Raw genomic sequence first — 20,495 nt, 5'->3', positions numbered from 1 at the left:
TGGCCGGACCGGCCGGTGCGCGCCGCCGCCCGGCGCCACCGTCGTCTCGCCCGTCTGCTGGCAGCCGGCCGTGGTGCCGGCGGGCAACCCATGCCGGTGGAACCCGTGTCGGTGCGGCCCGCACGCCTCGCGGTTGCCGGCCTGACGGTCACATTCGGCGCGCTGACCGCGGTACGCGACATCGACCTCGCGGTGGGGCCGGGCGAGGTGGTCGGGCTGATCGGGCCGAACGGGGCCGGGAAGACGAGCCTCATCGACGCCATCAGCGGCCACACTTGTGCGGCAGCCGGGGTGGTGACCCTCGGTGGGACACCGTTGGACCGGCTCGGGGCATCCCGGCGTGCACGCGCCGGGATCGGCCGCTCCTTCCAGCACCTCGAGCTGTTCGATGATCTCACCGTGCTGGAGAACATCCAGGCGGGCAGCGACCCACGGGACTCCAGGGCCTACCTCACCAACCTGCTGGCGGCGCGGGAGCGACCGTTGCCGCCCATAGCCGTGTTCGCGATCGGCGTCTTCAGGCTGCGTGACGATCTGTTCCGCACCGTCTCGGAGCTGCCCTACGGTCGCCGGCGGCTGGTCTCGGTCGCCCGCGCCGTGGCCGCGGCGCCGTCCGTGCTGCTGCTCGACGAACCGTGTGCCGGGCTTGACCAGACCGAGTCCGCGCAGCTGGCCCGGTTGCTGCGTCGCCTCGCCGACGACTGGGGACTCGCCATCGTCATCAATGACCACGACATGAGCGTCATCCGGGGTGTCTGCGACCGGGTGGCCGTCGTCGACGTCGGCAGGAAGATCGCCGAGGGTTGGCCGGCCGAGGTGTGCCGCGATCCCCGGGTGCAGGCGGCCTATCTGGGCCGACCGGTCGGTGAATTCGAACGGAAGGGGCTCGCGGGTGCGTAGGGCGCGACTTCGGATGATCGCGGCTGGTCTGGGTGGCGCGCTGGCTCTGGCCGGCATGTCGGCGTGCGCGCACGGTGGCGACGGCGCCGGTTCACCACGACCGGCGGGCAGCTCTGGCGCACCGGTCACGTTGATGATCATCGCGCCGACGGGGACCACCGGCGGGAACTACCCGGAGATGGTGGCGGCTGCCAGGGCCGCAGTCCGGGGCGTCAACGCCCGGGGAGGGATCAAGGGGCATCCGGTCGAACTGGTCCACTGCAACGAGAACAACGACGGGTCCGCAGCGGCGGCCTGCGCGAAACAGGCGGCCGACACCGGCGTCCTCGCGGTCGTGTCGGAGACCAGCGGCACGGGCGGCATCATGGCGACCCTCGCGAAGGCCGGGATCGCCTCGGTCGGTTCGGCCGGAGTGTCCGCGGACGGCTCCGAGCTGCACTCCCCGATCAGTTTTGTGCTCAGCCCGCTGGTCATGTTCCCCGCGGTCTGCCCGTCGCTGCTGAAGAAGATCGGTGCCAGGCATCTCGGTATGGTCGGTTACGATCTTTCCGCCAGCGATCGTCTTCTCACCCTCGGCCAGGTCGGTGCCAGGGCCGTCCAGCTTCCGGCCAGTCCGGTGGTACGGGTGCCCATCACCACGAGCGACTTCACGCCGACCGTGACCCAGCTGACCGCGGCGGGCGCCGACGGCGCGGTCATGGTGGTCACCGAACAGGCCGCTGTCGCGGTGATGCGCGACGGCGGCGAACGGCTCTCCTACTGCCACGCGACCGGCGCGATCTCGGACGCCAGCCTGGAGCAGCTGGGGCCGGTCGCGGGCCGGCTGGTCGAGGCCACCGCCTACCCCGAGCTCGACGAGGCCGACCAGTTCAGCGAACTGCGGCGGATGCGCGCGGAGCTCGACGCCGAGTACAGTACCGGCGACAGGGACGCGTCTGCCGCACTGTGGAAGTCGAGCACGTCGCTGAACGGATGGCTGTCGGTGCAGGTCGTGGAGAAGATCGGTAACCAGGTGCCGGGCGCGCTCACCTCGGCGGCGCTGCTGGCCCAGCTGGGTCGGACCACCAGCCTTGACCTGCAGCTCGTCCCGAGGCTGGATTTCACCAGAACCAATCCCATTCCAGGGGTCGAACGGGTGTTCAATACAACTCTGCGCGGGGCCCGGTGGGACAGCGGTGAACGCCGACATGTCTCGCTCGGCAACGAGACCTATCAGGCCCTCGACATCCTGGCGGCTGGCTCCCGCCCGCTGCGGTGAGGTTTCTCACCGGCCTGCCGCGAGTCGCGGGTGGCACTGCGTGAGCCGGTGGCGTTCGATCGCACCATGGTGAGAACGGGGCATCGGGAGCGACACCGTGGCGAGCGGTCGGGTTGGCTGCGAGCCGCGGTGCTGGGTGCCGACGACGGCCTGGTGTCGACCGCGAGCCTGATGCTTGGTGTCGCCGCGTCGTCGGCGTCGCGGGCCGCCGTGCTGACCGCGGGCCTGGCCGGGCTCGTAGCCGGGGCGACGTCGATGGCCGCCGGCGAATTCGTCTCGGTCAGTTCTCAGCGTGACGTCGAGCTGCGGGACCTCTCGGTGGAGGCGGCGGAGCTCGCGGCCGATCCCGCCGCCGAACTGGAAGAGCTGACCGGCATCTACGTGCGGCGCGGGCTGAACCCGCGACTTGCCCGGGAGGTCGCGGTGGAGTTCAGCCAGGCCGATCCGCTGGCCGCGCACGCCCGCGACGAACTCGGCCAGCTGCCGGCGAACGCTGCGCGTCCGGTACAGGCCGCTGGGGCCTCCGCGCTGAGTTTCGCCGCCGGTGCGCTGCTCCCGTTGCTGGCCACGGTCGTCGCCGGCAGTACCGCCAGGATCGTGCTGCTGATCGGCGTGACGTTGGTGGGGCTGGCCCTGCTCGGCACGGTCGGCGCCGCGCTCGGCGGCGCGAACCGGCGACGGGCGGCCGCCCGTGTCGTCATCGGCGGGTGCATCGCCATGGCTGTGACGGCCGCTGTCGGCGCCGTGGCCGGGACCGCCATCCACTGATCCTGTCGATTGATCCCGTCGATCATCCGTAAAGCTAACATCCATGTCACTAACATTGATGTTACTAACATTGATGTCAGTAACATGGATGTTAGCCTGGACCTCATGGGGCAGACACCGTTCGTGGGCCGCGCTGAGGAGATGGCGAGGCTCACCCGCCACCTGAGCGCTGTGACGGGAGGCGAAGCACGGTTGTTGAGCGTGCGCGGGCGGCGCCAGGCTGGCAAGTCGCGTCTGGTCAGCGAGTTCGTGCAACGCAGCGGCCTGCCACGTCTGTTCGTTACCGGCGCGCGGCAGGCGACCATGCAGCGGGACCTGGACGGGTTTGTCGAGGATGCGCGGCTGGAGTGCACCTTGCCAGGTGCTGACCTACTCATGGGCGGGACGTATCGCAACTGGGAGCAGGCTCTGCGCGCGGTGCACGCGGCACTGCCGACCGATGCTCCGTCGATCGTGGTCCTGGACGAGCTGCCGTGGCTGCTCGAACGCGATCCCGGCCTGGACGGCACGTTGCAGAAACTGTGGGACCGGCTGTTCGAGAGCCGGCCGGTGCTCATGATTCTCATCGGTAGCGACCTCGCCGTCATGGAGATGCTCACCGGGCACGACCGTCCCCTTTTCGGGCGGGCCAAGGAGATGGTTGTCACGCCCTTTCTGCTCGGCGACACGGCTCGCATGTTGGGCATTCCTTCGGACCGGGCGGCGGAGGCTTTCGACGCCCAACTGGTCACCGGTGGTTATCCCCGTCTGCTCCTCGAGTGGCGACGCCACCATGGTCTCGACGCCTTTCTCGACGACCAGTTTGCCGACGACAACACCGAGCTGGTCGTCATCGGGCAGCGGGTGCTCGACGCCGAGTTTCCTCGTGATCTGCAGGCAAGCGATGTCCTGCGGACGATCGGCGCCGGCGAACGGGCACATTCGGCGATCGCGGGGCGCGCAGGGCTTGCGGCGACCCCGCTGAGCCGTACGCTTCGACTACTTGCCGACAAGCGGGTCATCGCGGTTGACCAGCCCGTTTCGGTGAAATCATCCAATGTTCCCCGCTATCGGGTCGCGGACCCGTACCTGCGGTTCTGGTTGCGTTTCGTCGAGCCCGGTATCAACGACATTCAGCGCGGCCGGTCGGATCTCGCCCGGGCCAGGGTCAGCGCATCGTGGGCGCACTACCGTGGACGGGCGGTCGAGCCGCTGGTGCGGGAGGCGCTGACCCGTCTGGCCGCATCCGATCCCGTTCTCGGTGGCGCGGAAACGGTCGGCGGTTGGTGGCCTCGCGGCAATATCCCTGAGGTCGATCTGGTCGGCGTCCGTTCCAGCGCACCGCCGAAGGCGGTCACGTTCATCGGGTCGATCAAGTGGCGGGACAGTGCGCCTTTCAGCCACGCCGACCTCGACGAGCTGCTGACGTCCCGTACCGCGGTGCCCGGCGCCACCGCGGCCACGCCGGTCGCGGTGGGCCGCACGACGTGTACCGCGACCGGCGTGGCCTTCTATGATCCGCAGCGGCTTATGTCTGCCTGGTAACCGTGCTTCCGACGGCACGGCCAACGTTTTCAGCCGCCCGCAGGACGATTTGCACCGCTCGGCCGCTGTTGTCGACGACCCCCTGCGCCGTCTTGACCACGTTCTGGGGAATCCTCCGGAAAAAGCTTGGCATGGGCCAGGGCGTCGGGTCGCCTGCCGGTAGTATCAGCTGGTCGTCGCCGAACTCGCTGATGAGCGTGCCGGGTGGGGCCAGCCTTTCGACGTAGTGCTGCGGAAAGTGATCGGAAAGCAAGGAGCCGACGGGTACCCGGCGCAGGATCGGATTCTGTTCGGCCACAAATGCGAGGGCCGCCTGGCCGAGACCCAGGATGTCCCTCATCTGCCGCGCCGGATCGGCGCTGGTCTCCTTCCAATCTTTGCCGTCGTGGTGCCATTCCCGGCCGAAGTGCGCGAAGCCACCGGTCTGACGCGGCGGTAGATGGGGCACCGGGTCCCTGCGGTGGATGTAGCGGAGGACCGGGGCGCTGTTCTCGATTTTCTCGTACGCGTCGGCGAGCGCCTGCGGGCCGATCATCGGCTGGCCGAAGGTGTAAACAGCCCGCAGGTTGTTACCGATACTGTCCTTGTACTGGGGGTCGGTCATCAGCATGATCCCCATGATGGCGGCCATCGCGCCACCCAGGCTGTGCCCGGTGATGTAAAGGGCGGGAGTAATGTGCCGACTCCCGTTCAGATCGCCCTCGCCGGGCCCGCTCTCGGCCGCCAGGATGGACTGCCCGGCCATCGCACGCTTCAGGGCGCGCAACACCTCGTAGCGCGTCGCCCGGACGTTCCGGTAAAAACCCGCATGCAGATCGACGGCACCGCGCTCACCCGTCCGTGGGTTCGACACACGAAACTTCGCCGCATCACGTGAGTAGATCTCGACATCGGTCAGCCAGCTCATGATATTCGACGGTTCCGTGCCCCGGTAGGCCAGGATGACGACCTTTTTGTCGCTGCTCTGCACGATGGCGGCGGTGGACGAGATGAGCATCGCGTCGACAGACTCCGAGACAATGCGGCAGTTGTTCTCCTCGAGCCCCATACGGGCCATCATGGTGGCGAGCGTGTCGGTGCTCTCCGTCCCGGGCGGATCGACCTTCGCGTACGCATATGCCGCGCAGGTCGCCAGCACATGGCGCACCACGTCATCGGGATGGTCCTTTGCATCCGCGAGGTAGCTGCTCAGCCCCTCGTAGACGGGAAACCCGGGGAATTTCCCGAGATTCCCCGGGGCGTCCGGATTCTTGAAAGGTCGTAGGGTCTCATAGCTCGGGGCCTTGGTATCACGGACCAGCATCGAGTCGCCTCCCGGTCGTCGCCGCGCGGTGCTGGCTCCCATTCAACGCCTCTGGTCCCCACCGCGCAGCACGAGTTTTCGGTGCTGATTTCTCGATGCGCCTATGGTTGGATCCAGAACAGTCTCGGCTTTTCCGTCAGGGCCAGTCGATGCCGTCTATCAGCGCCGTCGCCGTGATGCCCAGCAGGTCGCTGTGCCCGGTTTCGTCGTATTTGCCGTCCACGAGTTGCCAGATCCGTACCGTCCGGCGTGCCGGATCGGCGACGATCAGTTCATCCACCTCGTGCGCGGCATAAAAATCAATCTTCGCGTAGGTCTCGTCGTCCGGTGACACGACCTCGATGACCACGGCGGCGGTGGGCAGATACACGCCGCTGGGGCGCCCGCGGTGCAACCCACCGTCGGGTACCCGGTAGTCGTCGCGGCGGCCGAGGTTGAACGGGCCGGTGCCCACGAGCCCGGCGGCCCGCGCACGCGGTAGCAACAGCGCGCTGAGATCATAGTCAACACGGCCGTGTTCTGCTGATGGACCCGGCGCCAGATGATATTCCCCGTTCCAGATCTCGTCGAAGGTGTCCTGCCCGAGCGATTCGCGTCGGGCAATGAACTCCTCGAGAACCCGGGGACGCTCGCCGAGAACTACGGTGCGCATGCCGAACCGCCTCCCTGTGACCTTGTGGTCACACCAGATTATAGATCGATACCTGGCTATTCGGGTCCGACTGTGGTCCGGCGGCGGTGGGCCGGGTCGGTCAGGGACGGTGGTTCGTAGCCCCCGTCCGCGGTGTTGATGGTCGTGCCCGGTGGCACGATTGTGTCGATCCGGTCGAGCAGGTCTGGTGAGAGCGTCACCTTGGCCGCGTCGAGCTGGGACTCGAGCTGCTCCATGGTCCGCGGGCCGATGATCGCCGAGGTGACGGCGGGATGCTCAAGGACGAACGCGATGGCCAGGTGGACCAGGGAGAGCCCGGCCTCCTCGGCCAGCAGGGCCAGCTGCTCGACCGCTTCGAGCTTGGCGACGTTTGCCGGGAGGGTCAGGTCGAAGCGTCCGGGCGTGCGCTGGCTGCGGCCGGAGACGGGCAGCTCGACTCCCTTGCGGTACCGCCCGGTCAACCACCCGCCGGCCAGCGGGCTCCACGGGATCACGGCCAGTCCGTAGCGCTGCGCAACCGGCAGGACTTCCCGCTCGATGCCGCGGGCGAGGAGGGAATACGGCGGCTGCTCGGAGACGACGCGTTCACGGCCACGACGCTGCGCGATCCACTGGCCTTCCACGATGGCCGACGGTTCAAAGGTCGACGTCCCGATATAGCGGATCTTGCCCTGGTGGACAAGGTCGCTCAGCGCCCCGAGGGTGTCGTCGAAGTCGGTGCCGGGCTCGGGCCGGTGTACCTGGTAGAGGTCGATCCAGTCGGTCCGCAGCCGCAGCAGGCTGTTCTCGACCTCACGGATGATCCACCGGCGGGAGTTGCCGCGGTGGTTGGGGTTGTCGTCCATGGGCGCGTGGAACTTCGTCGCGAGCACCACCTCGTCCCGCAGGCCCCCGGCGAGCGCCTTGCCGACGATCTCCTCGGACTCGCCCCGCGAGTACATGTCCGCGGTATCGATGATGTTGATGCCGGCATCCAGGGCACGGTGAATGATTCGGATGCTGTCGTCATGGTCGGGATTTCCCCAGGCGCCGAACATCATCGCCCCGAGTGTCAGCGGACTGACCCTGACTCCGGTCCGTCCGAAAGCGCGAAGTGTCACTGCCCCTGGTCTCCTTTGATCGCTGTGATCGGTTCGGTCGCTGTGATCGGTTCGGTCAGAGCGTGAGCTGGTCCATCGCCCGGAAGATCCGTTCCATCGAGACCGGGTACGGCGTCCGCAGGGTCTGGGCGAAGTAGCTGACCCGAAGCTCTTCTATCATCCAGCGGATTCGCGTCAGCTCCTCGCCCGGTGAGCTACCCGGCGCGAGCCTGGCGACCAGTTCGTCGTACTCCCGCGTCACCTGCTCGACCTGCCGGGTGCGTTCCCGGTCGCGGTTGGGGTCGCCCGGCAGTTTCTCCAGGCGCAGCGCGATCGCGGCGAGGTAGCGGGCGACGTCGGGTAGTCGCGTCCAGCCGGTGCCGCTGACAAAACCCCGGTACACCAGGGCTGAGAGCTGGGAGCGCACGTCGCGCAGCGCCGGCACCAACGCGAGGCTCGTCGTCGCCTTGAGCTGCCGTTCAATGGTGTGCGCGGTTGCCAGGACACGCTCCACCTTTGTCACCACGTCGATCGCGGTCGCGGTCAGGTCGGCCTGGACGATTTCCGCCAGCTTGGTGAATCCGTCGGAGTCCCAGGCCGGACCGCCGCATTCCGCGATCAGTTTGTCCGCGGCGCAGGCAATGCAGTCATCGAGCAGTTCGGTGACGGTGCGATATGGATGATGGCTGAGCGTCAGTTTAGCCTGATTTGTCAGCTGTGCGTTGATGGCGCGAATCGGTGACGGCGCGTTGAGCAACAGCAGGCGTCGGGTGCCCTGCCACATGGCCTGGCGGGCCTCGGCCTCGGTCGCGAACACCGCGATGGCCACGCTGTCGGTCTCGTCGACCAGCGCGGGATACGCCCGCACCGGCTGACCGGCGCGGCGTTGTTCGACCAGCTGGGGGATCGGGCCGAAGTCCCAGGTCCGCAGGCCCCGGCGCTCGAGGCCGTCCGCCGCGGCGTTGACCGCAGCCCGCAGCGTCGGCGCCAGTGCTCGGGTGAGCGCGGCGAGGTCCTTGCCCTCGGCGAGGGTGCGCTGAGCCTCGTCCACCACCCGAAATGTGATTTTCAGATGGTCGGGTACGCGGTCGAGTTGCCAGGCGTGCCGGGGCACATCCACGCCGCTGAGGTGACCGAGTTCGCGTTCCACAACGGCGAGCAGCGGCCCGTCTGCCGGTGTCACCGACGCCAGTACCCGTCTGGCGTAGTCCGGCGCCGGGACGAAGGTGCGTCGTATCTGTTTGGGCAGCGATCGCAGCAGCGCTGTCACCAGTTCCTCGCGCAGGCCCGGTACCTGCCAGTCGAAGCCGTCGGCGCCCACCTGGTTGAGCACGGGCAGCGGGATGCGCACGGTCACGCCGTCCGCCTCCGTGCCAGGTTCGAACTGGTAGGACAGCGCCAGGCTGAGGTCGTCATACTGCCAGGTATCGGGGTAGTCGCGCTCGTCGACCCCGGCCGCGTCAGCCTTGATCAGCATGGCCGTGGAGAAGGCGAGCAGGTCGGGTTCGGCCTGCCGGGCCTTCTTCCACCAGCTGTCGAAGTGGCGGCCGGAGACCACATCGGCGGGGATCCGCTGGTCGTAGAAGTCGAACAGCGCCTCGTCGTCGACCAGGATGTCGCGGCGCCGCGCCCGGTGTTCCAGCTCCTCGACGTCGTCGAGCAGTTCCCGGTTGGCGTGGAAGAACCCGTGGTGGGTCTGCCAGTCGCCCTCGACCAGGGCATGGCGGATGAACAGGTCCCGGCACAGCGCCGGGTCGACCGCGCTGTAGGTCACCGGGCGGGACGCGACCAGGGGCACCCCGTAGAGCGTCACCTTCTCGAACGCCATCACCGCGCCCCGGTTCTTCTCCCAGTGCGGTTCGCTGTAGGTGCGGGTGACCAGGTGGGGCGCGAGCGCCTCGGCCCACTCCGGCTCGATGCGTGCGAGCGTGCGTCCCCACAGCCGGGACGTCTCGACGAGCTCGGCGGCCATCACCCAGCGCGGTGGCTTCTTGAACAACGCCGAACCGGGGAAGACAGCGAACCGGGCGCCACGCGCACCCTGATAGTCCGGCTTCTCGGGGTCGGCGAGACCGATGTGTGACAGCAGGCCGGCCAGCAGTGAGAGGTGGATCTGCCGGGGGTCGGCCGGTGCGGTGCTCACCGACATTCCGAGGCTTTTTGTGACCTGGCGTAGCTGGGCGTATATATCCTGCCATTCACGGACCCGTAGGTAGTTCAGGAACTCGGCCCGGCACAGCCGGCGGAACTGGTTTCCGGACAGTTCCTCCTGCTGTTCCCGCAGGTATTCCCACAGGTTGAGATAGGCGATGAAGTCCGACTGCTTGTCGGTGAAGCGGGCGTGTTTCTCCGCCGCCGCCTGCTGGGCGTCGACGGGACGTTCACGCGGATCCTGGATGGACAGCGCGGCGGCGATGACCATGACTTCCCGCACACAACCGTTGTCCTCGGCCGCCAGTACCATGCGGGCCAGTCGTGGGTCCAGGGGCAGCTGGGCGAGTTTGCGTCCCAACGGGGTCAGCCGGCGGCGCCCGGCGGCGGTCGCGGCCCCACCTGCTTTGTTGGATTTTCCCGTGCCTTCCATCTCGACGGCGCCGAGCTCGACGAGCAGCAGCACTCCGTCGGCCACACTGCGTGCGTCCGGAGCGTCGATAAAGGGAAAAGCCGCGATGTCGCCCAGGCCCAGTGCGGTCATCGCCAGGATGACGGAGGCGAGGTTCGTGCGCAGGATTTCCGGATCGGTGAACGCCGGGCGGGCGGTGAAGTCCTCCGCCGAATACAGCCGGATGCAGATACCGTCGGCCACCCGGCCGCAACGCCCCTTACGCTGGTTCGCCGACGCCTGTGAGACGGCTTCGATCGGCAGGCGCTGCACCTTTGTCCGGTTGCTGTACCGGGAAATACGCGCCGTTCCCGGATCGATCACGTACCTGATGCCCGGGACCGTCAGCGAGGTCTCCGCGACGTTGGTGGCGAGCACTATCCGGCGCCCGGTGTGCGGCTGGAACACCCGGTGCTGTTCCGCGGCGGACAGCCGCGCGTACAACGGCACGATCTCGGTATCGCGCGGCGCCCGCTTTGTCAGGGCGTCGGCGGTGTCCCGGATCTCGCGTTCACCGCTGAGGAAGACCAGGATGTCGCCGGGGCCCGCCGCGCACAGTTCGTCCACCGCGGCTGTTATCGCCTCTGTCTGGTCGCGTTCGACCGCCTTGACGGTGGTGGCCCGGCCGCTCCTGCCACCGGTCGGCGCCACGATCGCGGTCGGCGGCGCGGCCGGGTCGGTCTCCACCACCAGCGGTCGGTAGCGGACCTCCACCGGAAAGGTCCGGCCGGTGACCTCGATCACGGGCGCGTCGCCGAAGTGGCGGGAGAAGCGCTGCGGGTCGATGGTCGCCGAGGTGATGATCACTTTGAGGTCGGGTCGGCGTGGCAGGAGCTGCTTCAGGTAGCCGAGGATGAAGTCGATGTTGAGACTGCGTTCGTGGGCTTCATCGATGATCAGTGTGTCGTACTGGTACAGCGACCGATCTGTCTGGATCTCGGCCAGCAGGATGCCGTCGGTCATCAGTTTGATCAGACTGTCCCCGCCGACCTGGTCGGTGAACCGCACCTTGTAGCCGACGATCCCGCCCGGCTGCCCGTCGGGTTCGCCCAGCTCCGTCGCGATCCGCTCCGCCACCGCGCGCGCAGCCAGCCGGCGCGGCTGGGTGTGACCGATCAGGCCGCGTACGCCTCGTCCCAGCTCAAGGCAAATTTTCGGCAGCTGTGTGGTCTTTCCGGAGCCGGTCTCACCGGCGAGGATCACAACCTGATGGTCGCGGATCGCGGCGAGGATGTCGTCCTTTTTCCGGCTGACCGGTAGGGCCGGGGGATAGGTGATCGTCGGTACCCGGGCGCGTCGGCGTTGCACGCGCAGCGCCGCCGCCTCGATGTCGGCGGCGATCTCGGCGACCACGGCCTGGTGGGCTTCGGGGCCGCGGATCCGGCGCGCGCCGTCGACACGGCGTTGCAGGCGGTGCTGGTCGCGCACCATGAGGTCGGGTAGTCGGTCGGCCAGGGCTGCGAGCGGAGGCATCAGGAAGCAGCGTCCAACGAAGTACGGAGAGCGGGCAAGGGGGCACGGGCACCGAACCGGTTGGTCAAGCGTCCGCCGGCGCACGGGCGGTCCCGGCGCCGTCACCCACTAAATCAGGACCAGGGCCGGTCGTGCCCGTGCGCGATGTCACTCGTGTCGGCGTCACCTGGTGGCCACGGATTCTGGCCGGCAATCATGGGTGGGCTTCTGGTTACGGGCGCCGCCGACGGGAACAGATAAAGCCGGGTGGCGTGGGTAGGAACTCTGATGATGGATACAGTTGAGACAACGGCCGCCTATACGCGGGAGGATCCGTTCGCGCTGCCACCGCTCGCGACGGTAGTGCTCGACAGGTGGGGCACGGTCACCAGTTGGAGCCCGGCCGCGCAGCGGTTGCTCGGCTACACACCGGAGCAGGTGTTAGGCCGACCTGCCATGTTCTTCCTCCACCAGCCGGTGGATGTCGTGGCGGTCTACGCGGCGGTCGATCGGTGCCAAGCCGATGGTGACTGGGGCGGTCTGCTGCCCGCCCGGCACGCCGACGGCCACCGGGTGGACGTCGGTCTGCGGGTCTGTTCCCTGATCGATTCACCCGACGGTCGCAGCTGGCTGCTGCTCGCCTCCGACGTGGCACAGACGCGCTGGTGGGGGGCGGACCTGTCAGTGCTGGACGGCCTGCTGTCCCGTGCGCCGATCGCCATGGCCGTACTGGACACCGATCTACGCGAGGTGTGGCTGAACGACGCGCTGGAGCAACGGGGCGGGATCTCCCGGGCCAGACGGCTGGGGCGGCGGCCGATCGAACTGATGGCGAGTCCGTCCCTTGAGCGCATCGAGGCGCAGATGCGCCAGGTGCTGAAGACCGGCGTACCCCTGTTGGACGTGGGGTATCAGGGCCGGACGAGCGGGAATTCCGATCGGGAAGTGGCCACCTCCACGTCGATCTTCCGGTTGGCCGACTCGGCCGGGCGCGTCCTCGGTCTGTGCTACGTGTCCGTGGATGTCACCGACCGCTGGCGCGCGCATCAGCGGTTGGCCCTGCTCACCGAGGCCAGCACCCGGATCGGCACCAGCCTTGATGTCGGGCTGACCGCACAGGACCTGGCCGACGTGGCCGTGCCGCGCCTGGCCGACTTCGTGGCCGTGGACCTCCTGGATTCAGTGCTGCGCAGTGAGGACCCGACCGTGCGTTCGACGGTCGGGCGGACCCCGATGCGTCGCGCCGGGCAGCAGTCGCTGCGTGCGGGTTGCCCGGAGTCGGTAGCGAAGATCGGGGACCTGGTCGTCCTGGCAGCGCCCGCAGCCCGCTACCTGGTCGCGGGCGAGGCCGTCCTGGAACCGGTGCTGGATGCCGACCGGAGCGTGTGGGTCGTCGACGATCCAGTGCGGGCCGCCAAGATCCACGAGTTCGGTCTCCACTCGCTGATGCTGGTCCCGATCCGGGCGCGCGGTGTCGTCACGGGTGTGGCCTCGTTCCTCCGGTGGGCGCGTCCTGATCCGTTCGAGGCGGACGATCTGCTCCTTGCCCAGGAGTTCGTGGCCCGGGCGGCGCTGTGCATCGACAACGCCCGCCGCTACACCCGGGAGCACACCGCCGCGCTGGCCCTGCAGCGCAGCCTGTTGCCACACCGGCTACCCGGGCAGACCGCCGTGGAGGTGGCCTGGCACTACCTGCCTGCGGACGAGAGTGCGGGCGTCGGCGGGGACTGGTTCGACGTGATCCCGCTGTCGGGCGCCCGGGTGGCGCTGGTCGTCGGGGACGTGGTCGGCCATGGGCTGCACGCGGCGGCGACCATGGGACGGCTGCGCACCGCCGTGCACACCCTCGCCGGGCTGGACCTGCCCCCCGACGAGTTGCTCGCCCGCCTTGACGACCTTGTCATCCGGCTCACCGACGAGGAGGACACGGCCGCGGCGACCGCCGGCCCCGCCGTGCTGGGGGCCACCTGTCTGTACGCGGTGTACGACCCGGTCAGCCGGATCTGCTCGTTGGCCAGGGCAGGTCATCCCCCGCCCGCGATCGTCCACCCCGACGGCACCGTGGCCTTCCCCGACCTACCGGCCGGTCCGCCGCTGGGCCTCGGTGGCCTGCCGTTCGAGGCGGGTGAGATCGAGCTGCCCGAAGGCAGCCTGATAGCCCTTTACACCAACGGCCTGGTCGAGGCACGTGACCACGACGTCGACGCCGGGCTGGGCCGGTTGCGCACGGCACTGGGGCGCGCGGACGAGCCCTTGGAGGCCATCCGGGAAGGTGTGATCGAAGCCCTGCTGCCGGACCGGCCAGACGACGACGTGGCCCTTCTCCTGGCGCGCACCCGTACGCTCACCGCGGACCAGGTCGCATCCTGGGACCTGCCCGCGGACTTTGCCGTCGTGGCCCTCGCCCGCGCCCACACCGCGCGACAGCTGGCCCTCTGGGGCGTCGACGAAGCGGCGTTCATCACCGAACTGCTCGTCAGTGAGCTGGTCACCAACGCGATCCGGTACGCGGCCGCGCCGATCCGCCTGCGTCTCATCCGGGACCGCACCCTCATCTGCGAGGTTTCCGACGGCAGCAGCACATCCCCACGCCTGCGACATGCCCGTGCCAGCGATGAAGGCGGCCGGGGGCTGTTCCTGGTCGCGCAGTTCACCCAGCGCTGGGGCGCCAGGTACACCGCCGGGGGTAAGACCATCTGGGCCGAGCAGTCCCTGTTTCCCAGCGAAGCAGAACTCGTCCTGAACCACCCCTTGGAAGACACCATGGCCGGTGCCCTGGGCGGCGTGTGGGACGCCTTCTAGCGACGACAGCTGAGACGGGGGACGACAGCTGAGACGGGAACCGCGGCCACCTGCTGCGCGTGGCCGCGGTTCCCGTCTCAGATCTCAGATCTCAGCGAAGCTCAACTTTCACGGCGAACGACCCGGCGGGCGGTTCGTCGGCCTGTCCGTCGTCCGGTGCGTCGAGCGACCCGGCGAGAGCGTCCGAGCATCGTCATCCCTCCTTCTTCTGGCGTCCTGTGCGTTGTGCGTTGTGTTGTGGGGGACGGTCAGATCGCGGCCCGTTCCGCCGTGGCCAGCTCTTCGGCCTCGCGGGCTCCCACCAGGCCCAGCGATACGAGGTCGAGTGGGCTGATGAACTCCGAAGCGAGTCGGAACCCGCCCGCGCGCGCGATCGAGTCCCGCAGCGGGATGGCCCACCGGTGCTCAAGCAGGATCAGCGCGGCCGCGGTGTCCTCGGGGATCTCAGCGAGCACATCCCAGGCTTCCTCCTCGTTGATCATCCCGCCCCGCTCGGCCGCAGCCTGCGCACCGCGTTCGGCACCTGCCTGCATGCCGGCCTCACCGCCTGCGCCCAGACCGATGAGCGCACCCACCATGGCGCCGAGCTCGACCTGCTCCTTGTCGGTCAGCTGGCTGCCGCGCACGGCCGCGACATTGCCCGCGGTGTCCTTCTGGACGACGAGGGCGTCGATCACCCGCACGAGGTCGTTGTCCCGGAGCCGTTGCAGCTCGTCCTGGACTTCACCGCGGAAATCAGGCTGTTTGAAACCGAGTACCAGCAGCTGGACAGGTCCGATCGTCATGTGTGTTCCTTCCTCGCCCACGGTTGTCAGCGTTCGTGTGCACGGTGGGCTCCCTACCCCGTCGCGGCGCTCCTACCCGGTCGCGGCCCTCACCCCGGCCGGGTGAGTCGCCGTCCGGCCACGCGGTATCTCCTCAGGCTTGGGGGTCGTACCATCGCTGGCCCGCTGGGAGCAGACCGTCTGATTCGGCGGGGCCCCAGCTTCCGCGCGGGTACCGATGTACCGGCACGGCGTCGCCGAGTACGGGGTCGATGATCCGCCACGCGGCCTCGACGACGTCCTCGCGGGCGAACAGGATCCGCATGCCGCTGAGTGCGGCGCCGATGAGCCGGTCATACGGTCGCATGTCCGCTCCGGGCTGTTCGTTGAAGGCCAGTTCGTTCAATTGCGGACGCGGTCCGAACCCCGGTTTCTTGCCGGCCAGCGTCATCGCGATCCGCGTTTCCGGCCAGATACGGAAACGCAGTGTGTTCATGCTGCCGAACGGCTCGGCGCCGAATACGTTCTGGGGTGCCGGCCGGAATCGGATGGTGATCTCGGTGGCGGTGACGGGCATGCATTTGCCCACCCGGATGAGGATCGGCACGTCCGCCCACCGCCAGCTGTCAGCCCGCAGTCGCACCGCGGCGAATGTCTCGACCGTCGAGGTCGAGGAGACGCCTACCACATGGCGGTAGCCGTCGTACTGACCGCGGACCACCTGGTCCACTGACAGCGGTACGAGTGACTTGACCGCGTTCGCCGTGACGTCGACGAGATAGTCGAACGCGGTGCCCGGGGGAGGCTCGGTCAGCACGACGGCGAGTATCTGGAGCATGTGGTTCTGCAGCACGTCGCGGATGGCACCGGTGCGGTCGTAGAAGTGCCCGCGGTCGGCCACGTCAAAGGCCTCCGCCATCGTGATCTGGATGCTTTCGACATAGGTCCGGTTGAGCACCGGCTCAAGGACGGTGTTGGCGAAACGCGTCGCCAGGACCTGCGCCACCGGATCGAGACCGAGCCAGTGGTCGACGCGGTAGATGGCGTCCTCCGGGAAGGTCTCGTGCATGGTGGCGTTGAGTTCCCGCGCGCTGCGCAGGTCGCTACCGAACGGTTTCTCCACCATCACCCGGGCACCGGCGGCCAGCCCGGCACGTCGGATTCCCTGGGCGATCGTCGCGAACAACGACGGCGGAACCTCGAGGTAGAACAGCACGCCCGCGTCCCTGGGGAGCATGGCGGCCAGTTGCTGGAAGGTCGCGTCGTCGGTGAGATCACCGTCGATGTACAGCAGGAGGTCCAGCATTCTTTTCCCCGGGTCCCCGTCCGGGTCGATGTTGTTGTGCCGCAGCGACGCGACCGCGTAGGCGCGGAACTGCTCAAGGTTCCACCCGCTCTTCGCGACGCCGATGACGGGTACCTCCAGCACACCGCGTTCAACCAGACCGACCAGCGCCGGGAACGTTTCCAGCTTCGCCAGGTCCCCGGTCGCGCCGAATATCACCAGGGCGTTCATTCGGGCGCTTTTCGGGTGTGTCATGTCGCCTCCTGCTGGGAATCGGAATTACCGGTGGCCGCCGGCGGGCCGGTGGCGCTCGCCTGCGTCCGCCGGGCGGGGGTGACGACATCCGCGCGGGAGATCCGACGCCGGAAGACGTGGTAGGTCCAACCCTGGTAGAGCAGCACCACGGGAAACAGGACCGCCGCGACGACCGTCATCACCCGCAGCGAATAGGACGACGACGAGGTGTCGGTGACCGTGAGGTCGGTTGCCGAACCCAGCGTGGAGACCATGACCCGCGGGTAGAGGTTGACGAAGATCGATGACACCGCCGCCGCCATCGTCAGCGACGTGGCCGCGAACGCCGCGCCGTCCCTGCCCTGACGGATCAGCCAGCCGGCTGCGGCAACCGCGGTGACCGCGACGGCCGCCGGGATCGCATCCGCGCCGCCGTGCCCGGTCGACACCTGCGTCCAGACGGCGAAGGCGACGACCGCGCCGGCGACCACCGGGCTGATCCGGCCGGCGAGGCCGACAGCGCGCTCACGGATGTCACCGACGGTTTTCAGCGCGAGGAAGGCGGACCCGTGCAGCAGGCAGAGCGCCACAACCGTGATACCGGTGAACAGCGCGTACGGGCTCAACAGGTCGGTGAGATTGCCGGCGTACTCCTGGTCGGCGCCGATCGGTACTCCATGCAGGAGATCACCCAGAGTCACACCGACGAGAAAGGGTGCGATCAGACTGCCGCCGGTCAGCGCAACATCCCAGCTGCGGCGCCAGCGGGCCGTGTCATGTTTGCCGCGGAACTCCAACGACATCCCGCGGCCGATGAGCGCGACCAGCAACAGCACGAATGCGGGGTAGAAACCGGAGAACATCGTCGCGTACCAGGAGGGAAAGGCGGCGAACATGCCGGCTGCCGCGACTATCAGCCAGACCTCGTTGGCATCCCAGACCGGCCCGATGGTGGCGAGCGCGACCCGTCGACCGGTGTCATCCTGGCCGGCCTTGTTCCGGCCGGCCTTGTTCCGGCCGGCCCTATTCCGGCCAACGATGCCGGCGAGCATGCCGACGCCGAAGTCGAAGCCCTCCAGCACGAGAAAACCGGTCCACAGTACCGCGATAACGATGAACCAGAAGGCGGTCAACGTCATGATGGCCTCAGTATCCGACGCGGGCCGTGGCCGGACCGCCGCCGGTCGCGGGTGCGGGGGGTGGGAGTTCCAGTTCTCGGCGTGCGTACCGAAGCATCAGGATCGCGTCGACGACCCCGAGAACGGCGTACAGAAGGACGAATACGCTGAGGCTGGCGACGATCGTCGCTGTACCCACCGACGGCGACCGGGCATCGCTTGTCAGCGCCAGACCCTGGACGATCCACGGCTGGCGTCCGTTCTCGGTCAGCAGCCAGCCGGCGGTGTTCATGATGAATGGCAACACCGCTGACCACACGGCCAGCCGGAGAAACCATCGGGAGTGTTCCAGTCGCTGTTTGCGCAGCAGCCACGCACCCCATACCGACAGCAGGAGGACAGCGCCACCGAGATAGGCCATCACCCGCATCGACCAGTACTGGACGAAGACGTTGGGTATGTAGTAGCCGGGACCGTAGCGCTGTTCATACTGCGTCTGCAGCTCGTTGAGGCCGATGACTTTTCCGTTCCAGCTGCTGGTCGCCAGGACCGACAGCAGATGCGGGACCTGGATGATTTTCGACGGGTTCTGGTCGTTGTTTCCGCCGCCGGTCTGGAACAGCGAGAACGAGCACGGCTGGCAGGTGTACCATTGCGCCTCGGCCGCGGCTATCTTCATCGGCTGGAAGTCCGCCTCGACGATACCGAGGTGGCTGCCGACCATGATGGCGAGCAGGGAACCGGGGACGAGAACGACGATTGCGAGCCGGGCCGACCGGTGGAACACCGCCGGGCTCGACCCGTTGCGCAGGTGCCAGGCGGACACGGCGAGCATCACCACGGCCGCGGTCACCAGCGATGCCAGCACAACGTGGAGAAAACCCCACACGAACACGGTGTTGGTCAGGACCGCCCAGATGTCGGTGAGCTGCGCGCGGCCGGTGGCCCCGTTGACCATGTACCCGACCGGGCGCTGCATCCACGAGTTCGCCGCCATGATGAACGCGGCCGAGGCGACGCCGCCGACGGCCACTGCCCAGATGGTGGCCAGATGGACCCGGGCGGGCAGCCGGTCCCAGCCGAACAGCCACAGGCCGAGAAAGGTCGACTCCAGGAAGAACGCCGCGAGCCCCTCCATCGCCAGTGGCGCGCCGAAGACGTCGCCGACAAATCTCGAGTAGATCGACCAGTTCATGCCGAACTGGAACTCCTGGACGAGCCCGGTGACCACTCCGATTGCGATGTTGATGACGAGAAGCGTCCCGAAGAAGTGCGTCAGTCCTAGATATTCCGGGCGACGGCTCCGGTACCAGGCCGTCTGCAACAACGCGGTGAGAAAACCCAGTCCTATCGTCAGCGGCACAAAGAGGAAGTGATAGATCGATGTGGTGGCGAACTGCAACCGTGCCAGGTCAGTCGTTGACACATCCACATCCCGATCCAGATCCAGGCGCGCGGGGCTGACGTCCCGGCACAGGCAACTGGATACTGTATGGCGTCGCCTCGCCTACCCTGGGTGATGGCGGGCGCGAGTGCGGCTCAGGCGTGGCTCAGGATCTGGCGAGCCGCTGGGCCAGCGATTGTTCCGCGGGGCGCAGCGCGGCCACAGCTTCCGCGCGGACCGACCAGCGGCTGGAACCGGTCGGACCATCCAGCCGGCCTCTGCCCAGGGCCTGGGTAATTCGTTGCCGGACAGCCTGTTCCTCGGCCGCATCACAGGCGAAGAGCGTGCGTATCGTGACTGACTGGCCGGAATGTTCCGGGATGGCGGTGTGATGTGGCCATCGGCAGCTACCCAGGTGCTCCCAGTGGCCACACAGCTCAACGGTCACAGCCGCGCCCGGCGCCTGCTCATCGGCATCTACCACCAGCTCCAGGGTAGCCTCATGAACGAATGTCTGGCGCACACCGGCAGGATACGGCCTGGGTCCATCGGCGTTGACAATTGTGGCTACACAACTACTAGATGTTCACCCGGTCGCTGCCGGTTGTCTGCGGTCGATCGGAACAATATGTTGATGGCAGAGCCGCCAGTAGTCATCTTTGGTCCCGGTAGGCACAGCGACAGTTGGTGGGCGCTCCTGCCCTCCACTGAAGTGCTCCGTTCCCCGCATTTTAACGATCTGCTTGCCCTTGTGGAGCGTGCGATGGCGAAAGAGGAGCCAGGCCGCCCGTTCACCCTGACACTCGACCATCGCGGCATACGCGAACCAGGCGCGAGACCTCAGGCATCGCACCACGGTGGTGCAGCTCAGCACGTCAGCTCTGTGTGTGTGCGAACTGCCACTGATCAGGACTGACCAGGACTGACCAGGACTGACGTGGACGGGGCTGCCAAAACCCCGTCCACGTCAGCTGGTCAGCCGAGGCTACCGACGGCAGTGCGCGCTTCGATGATGGGCAGCGGTCCGGTGTACACGTCGGCGTAGTGGGACTCTTTCCGGACTTCGTAGACCCAGCTCTTGCTCACCGTGATGCCGCGGGCTGCGAGGAACGCCAGAGCCTGGCTGGCGGAGCCGTTGGTCTGTTCCAGGGCGTGCACGATCGCCTCCCGCTTGTCGGCGATATCCAGCGTTGGGGACGGCGGAACCCCGTCGAATCCGCCGACATCCCCGCTGTCCAGGTCGCCACCGAGCAGGGACGTCATCGCGGCATGGGACGCGAAGATCGGCACGAGATCGCCGGCGGGGCGCTGGGCGTCGCCGTGGACAGCGTGCTGGGCCTCGCGGTGGTCCTCGCGGTGGGCCTCGCGGT

The 20,495-nt window shown here is 67.8% G+C and carries 13 protein-coding genes and 1 pseudogene; 5 read left to right on the top strand and 9 right to left on the bottom strand.

Annotated features, from left to right (window positions below; translation table 11 throughout):
- The 4 genes from U9980_RS05445 to U9980_RS05430 all read left to right on the top strand — a co-directional run.
- Window positions 1-900 (top strand): ABC transporter ATP-binding protein (locus U9980_RS05445; RefSeq protein WP_322766948.1); only part of this gene is annotated, 900 nt, incomplete at its 5' end.
- Between the two features lie 13 nt (window positions 901-913).
- Window positions 914-2,158, top strand: coding sequence for an ABC transporter substrate-binding protein (locus U9980_RS05440; protein WP_322766947.1), 1,245 nt, complete (start codon window positions 914-916; stop codon window positions 2,156-2,158).
- A 66-nt stretch (window positions 2,159-2,224) separates the two neighbouring features.
- Window positions 2,225-2,926: a VIT1/CCC1 transporter family protein gene (locus U9980_RS05435; RefSeq protein ID WP_416210160.1), complete on the top strand. Its 702-nt coding sequence runs from the start codon at window positions 2,225-2,227 to the stop codon at window positions 2,924-2,926.
- Between the two features lie 84 nt (window positions 2,927-3,010).
- Window positions 3,011-4,450, top strand: a complete 1,440-nt coding sequence (locus U9980_RS05430) for an ATP-binding protein (protein ID WP_322766945.1) — start codon at window positions 3,011-3,013, stop codon at window positions 4,448-4,450.
- Here U9980_RS05430 and U9980_RS05425 read toward each other — a convergent pair.
- From U9980_RS05425 to hrpA, 4 genes are all read right to left on the bottom strand, one after another.
- Window positions 4,434-5,753, bottom strand: a complete 1,320-nt coding sequence (locus U9980_RS05425) for a lipase family protein (protein WP_322766944.1) — start codon at window positions 5,751-5,753, stop codon at window positions 4,434-4,436. The two genes, U9980_RS05430 and U9980_RS05425, sit on opposite strands and share 17 nt — an antisense overlap.
- A gap of 136 nt (window positions 5,754-5,889) precedes the next feature.
- A complete protein-coding gene (locus U9980_RS05420) occupies window positions 5,890-6,405 on the bottom strand; it encodes a Uma2 family endonuclease (protein ID WP_322766943.1) in 516 nt (171 codons plus the stop codon).
- Between the two features lie 56 nt (window positions 6,406-6,461).
- Window positions 6,462-7,505 carry an aldo/keto reductase gene (locus tag U9980_RS05415; RefSeq protein WP_322766942.1) on the bottom strand — a complete coding sequence of 348 codons (1,044 nt, stop codon included), beginning with the start codon at window positions 7,503-7,505 and terminating at the stop codon, window positions 6,462-6,464.
- 55 nt (window positions 7,506-7,560) lie between these two features.
- A complete protein-coding gene (hrpA, locus tag U9980_RS05410; protein ID WP_322766941.1) occupies window positions 7,561-11,559 on the bottom strand; it encodes an ATP-dependent RNA helicase HrpA in 3,999 nt (1,332 codons plus the stop codon).
- Window positions 11,560-11,829: 270 nt separating this feature from the next.
- On the opposite strand from hrpA, the gene U9980_RS05405 reads away from it, so the two are divergent.
- On the top strand, window positions 11,830-14,340 hold the full coding sequence (locus tag U9980_RS05405; RefSeq protein WP_322766940.1) for a SpoIIE family protein phosphatase: 2,511 nt from the start codon (window positions 11,830-11,832) through the stop codon (window positions 14,338-14,340).
- A 248-nt stretch (window positions 14,341-14,588) separates the two neighbouring features.
- Here U9980_RS05405 and U9980_RS05400 read toward each other — a convergent pair whose 3' ends face one another.
- The 5 genes and pseudogenes from U9980_RS05400 to U9980_RS05380 all read right to left on the bottom strand — a co-directional run.
- The gene (locus U9980_RS05400) at window positions 14,589-15,125 is read right to left on the bottom strand and encodes a hypothetical protein (protein ID WP_322750995.1); all 537 of its coding nucleotides are present in this window, start codon (window positions 15,123-15,125) and stop codon (window positions 14,589-14,591) included.
- A 133-nt stretch (window positions 15,126-15,258) separates the two neighbouring features.
- Window positions 15,259-16,644 (bottom strand): glucose-6-phosphate dehydrogenase, encoded by a 1,386-nt coding sequence (zwf, locus tag U9980_RS05395; protein WP_322766939.1) that lies wholly within the window; start codon window positions 16,642-16,644, stop codon window positions 15,259-15,261.
- The gene (cydB, locus tag U9980_RS05390) at window positions 16,641-17,762 is read right to left on the bottom strand and encodes a cytochrome d ubiquinol oxidase subunit II (RefSeq protein ID WP_322766938.1); all 1,122 of its coding nucleotides are present in this window, start codon (window positions 17,760-17,762) and stop codon (window positions 16,641-16,643) included. Before cydB ends, zwf begins: the two co-directional genes overlap by 4 nt.
- Window positions 17,763-17,769: 7 nt before the next feature.
- Window positions 17,770-19,167 carry a cytochrome ubiquinol oxidase subunit I gene (locus U9980_RS05385; RefSeq protein ID WP_322766937.1) on the bottom strand — a complete coding sequence of 466 codons (1,398 nt, stop codon included), beginning with the start codon at window positions 19,165-19,167 and terminating at the stop codon, window positions 17,770-17,772.
- Between the two features lie 933 nt (window positions 19,168-20,100).
- A pseudogene (locus tag U9980_RS05380) lies at window positions 20,101-20,495 on the bottom strand (hypothetical protein); the annotation flags it as partial.

It is taken from the genome of Protofrankia sp. Cr1 (assembly GCF_963555865.1).
In the GTDB taxonomy this organism is placed as follows: Bacteria; Actinomycetota; Actinomycetes; order Frankiales; family Frankiaceae; genus Protofrankia.
Note: the sequence above shows the minus strand (reverse complement) of the source record. Positions and strands in the feature narration are given on the sequence as shown.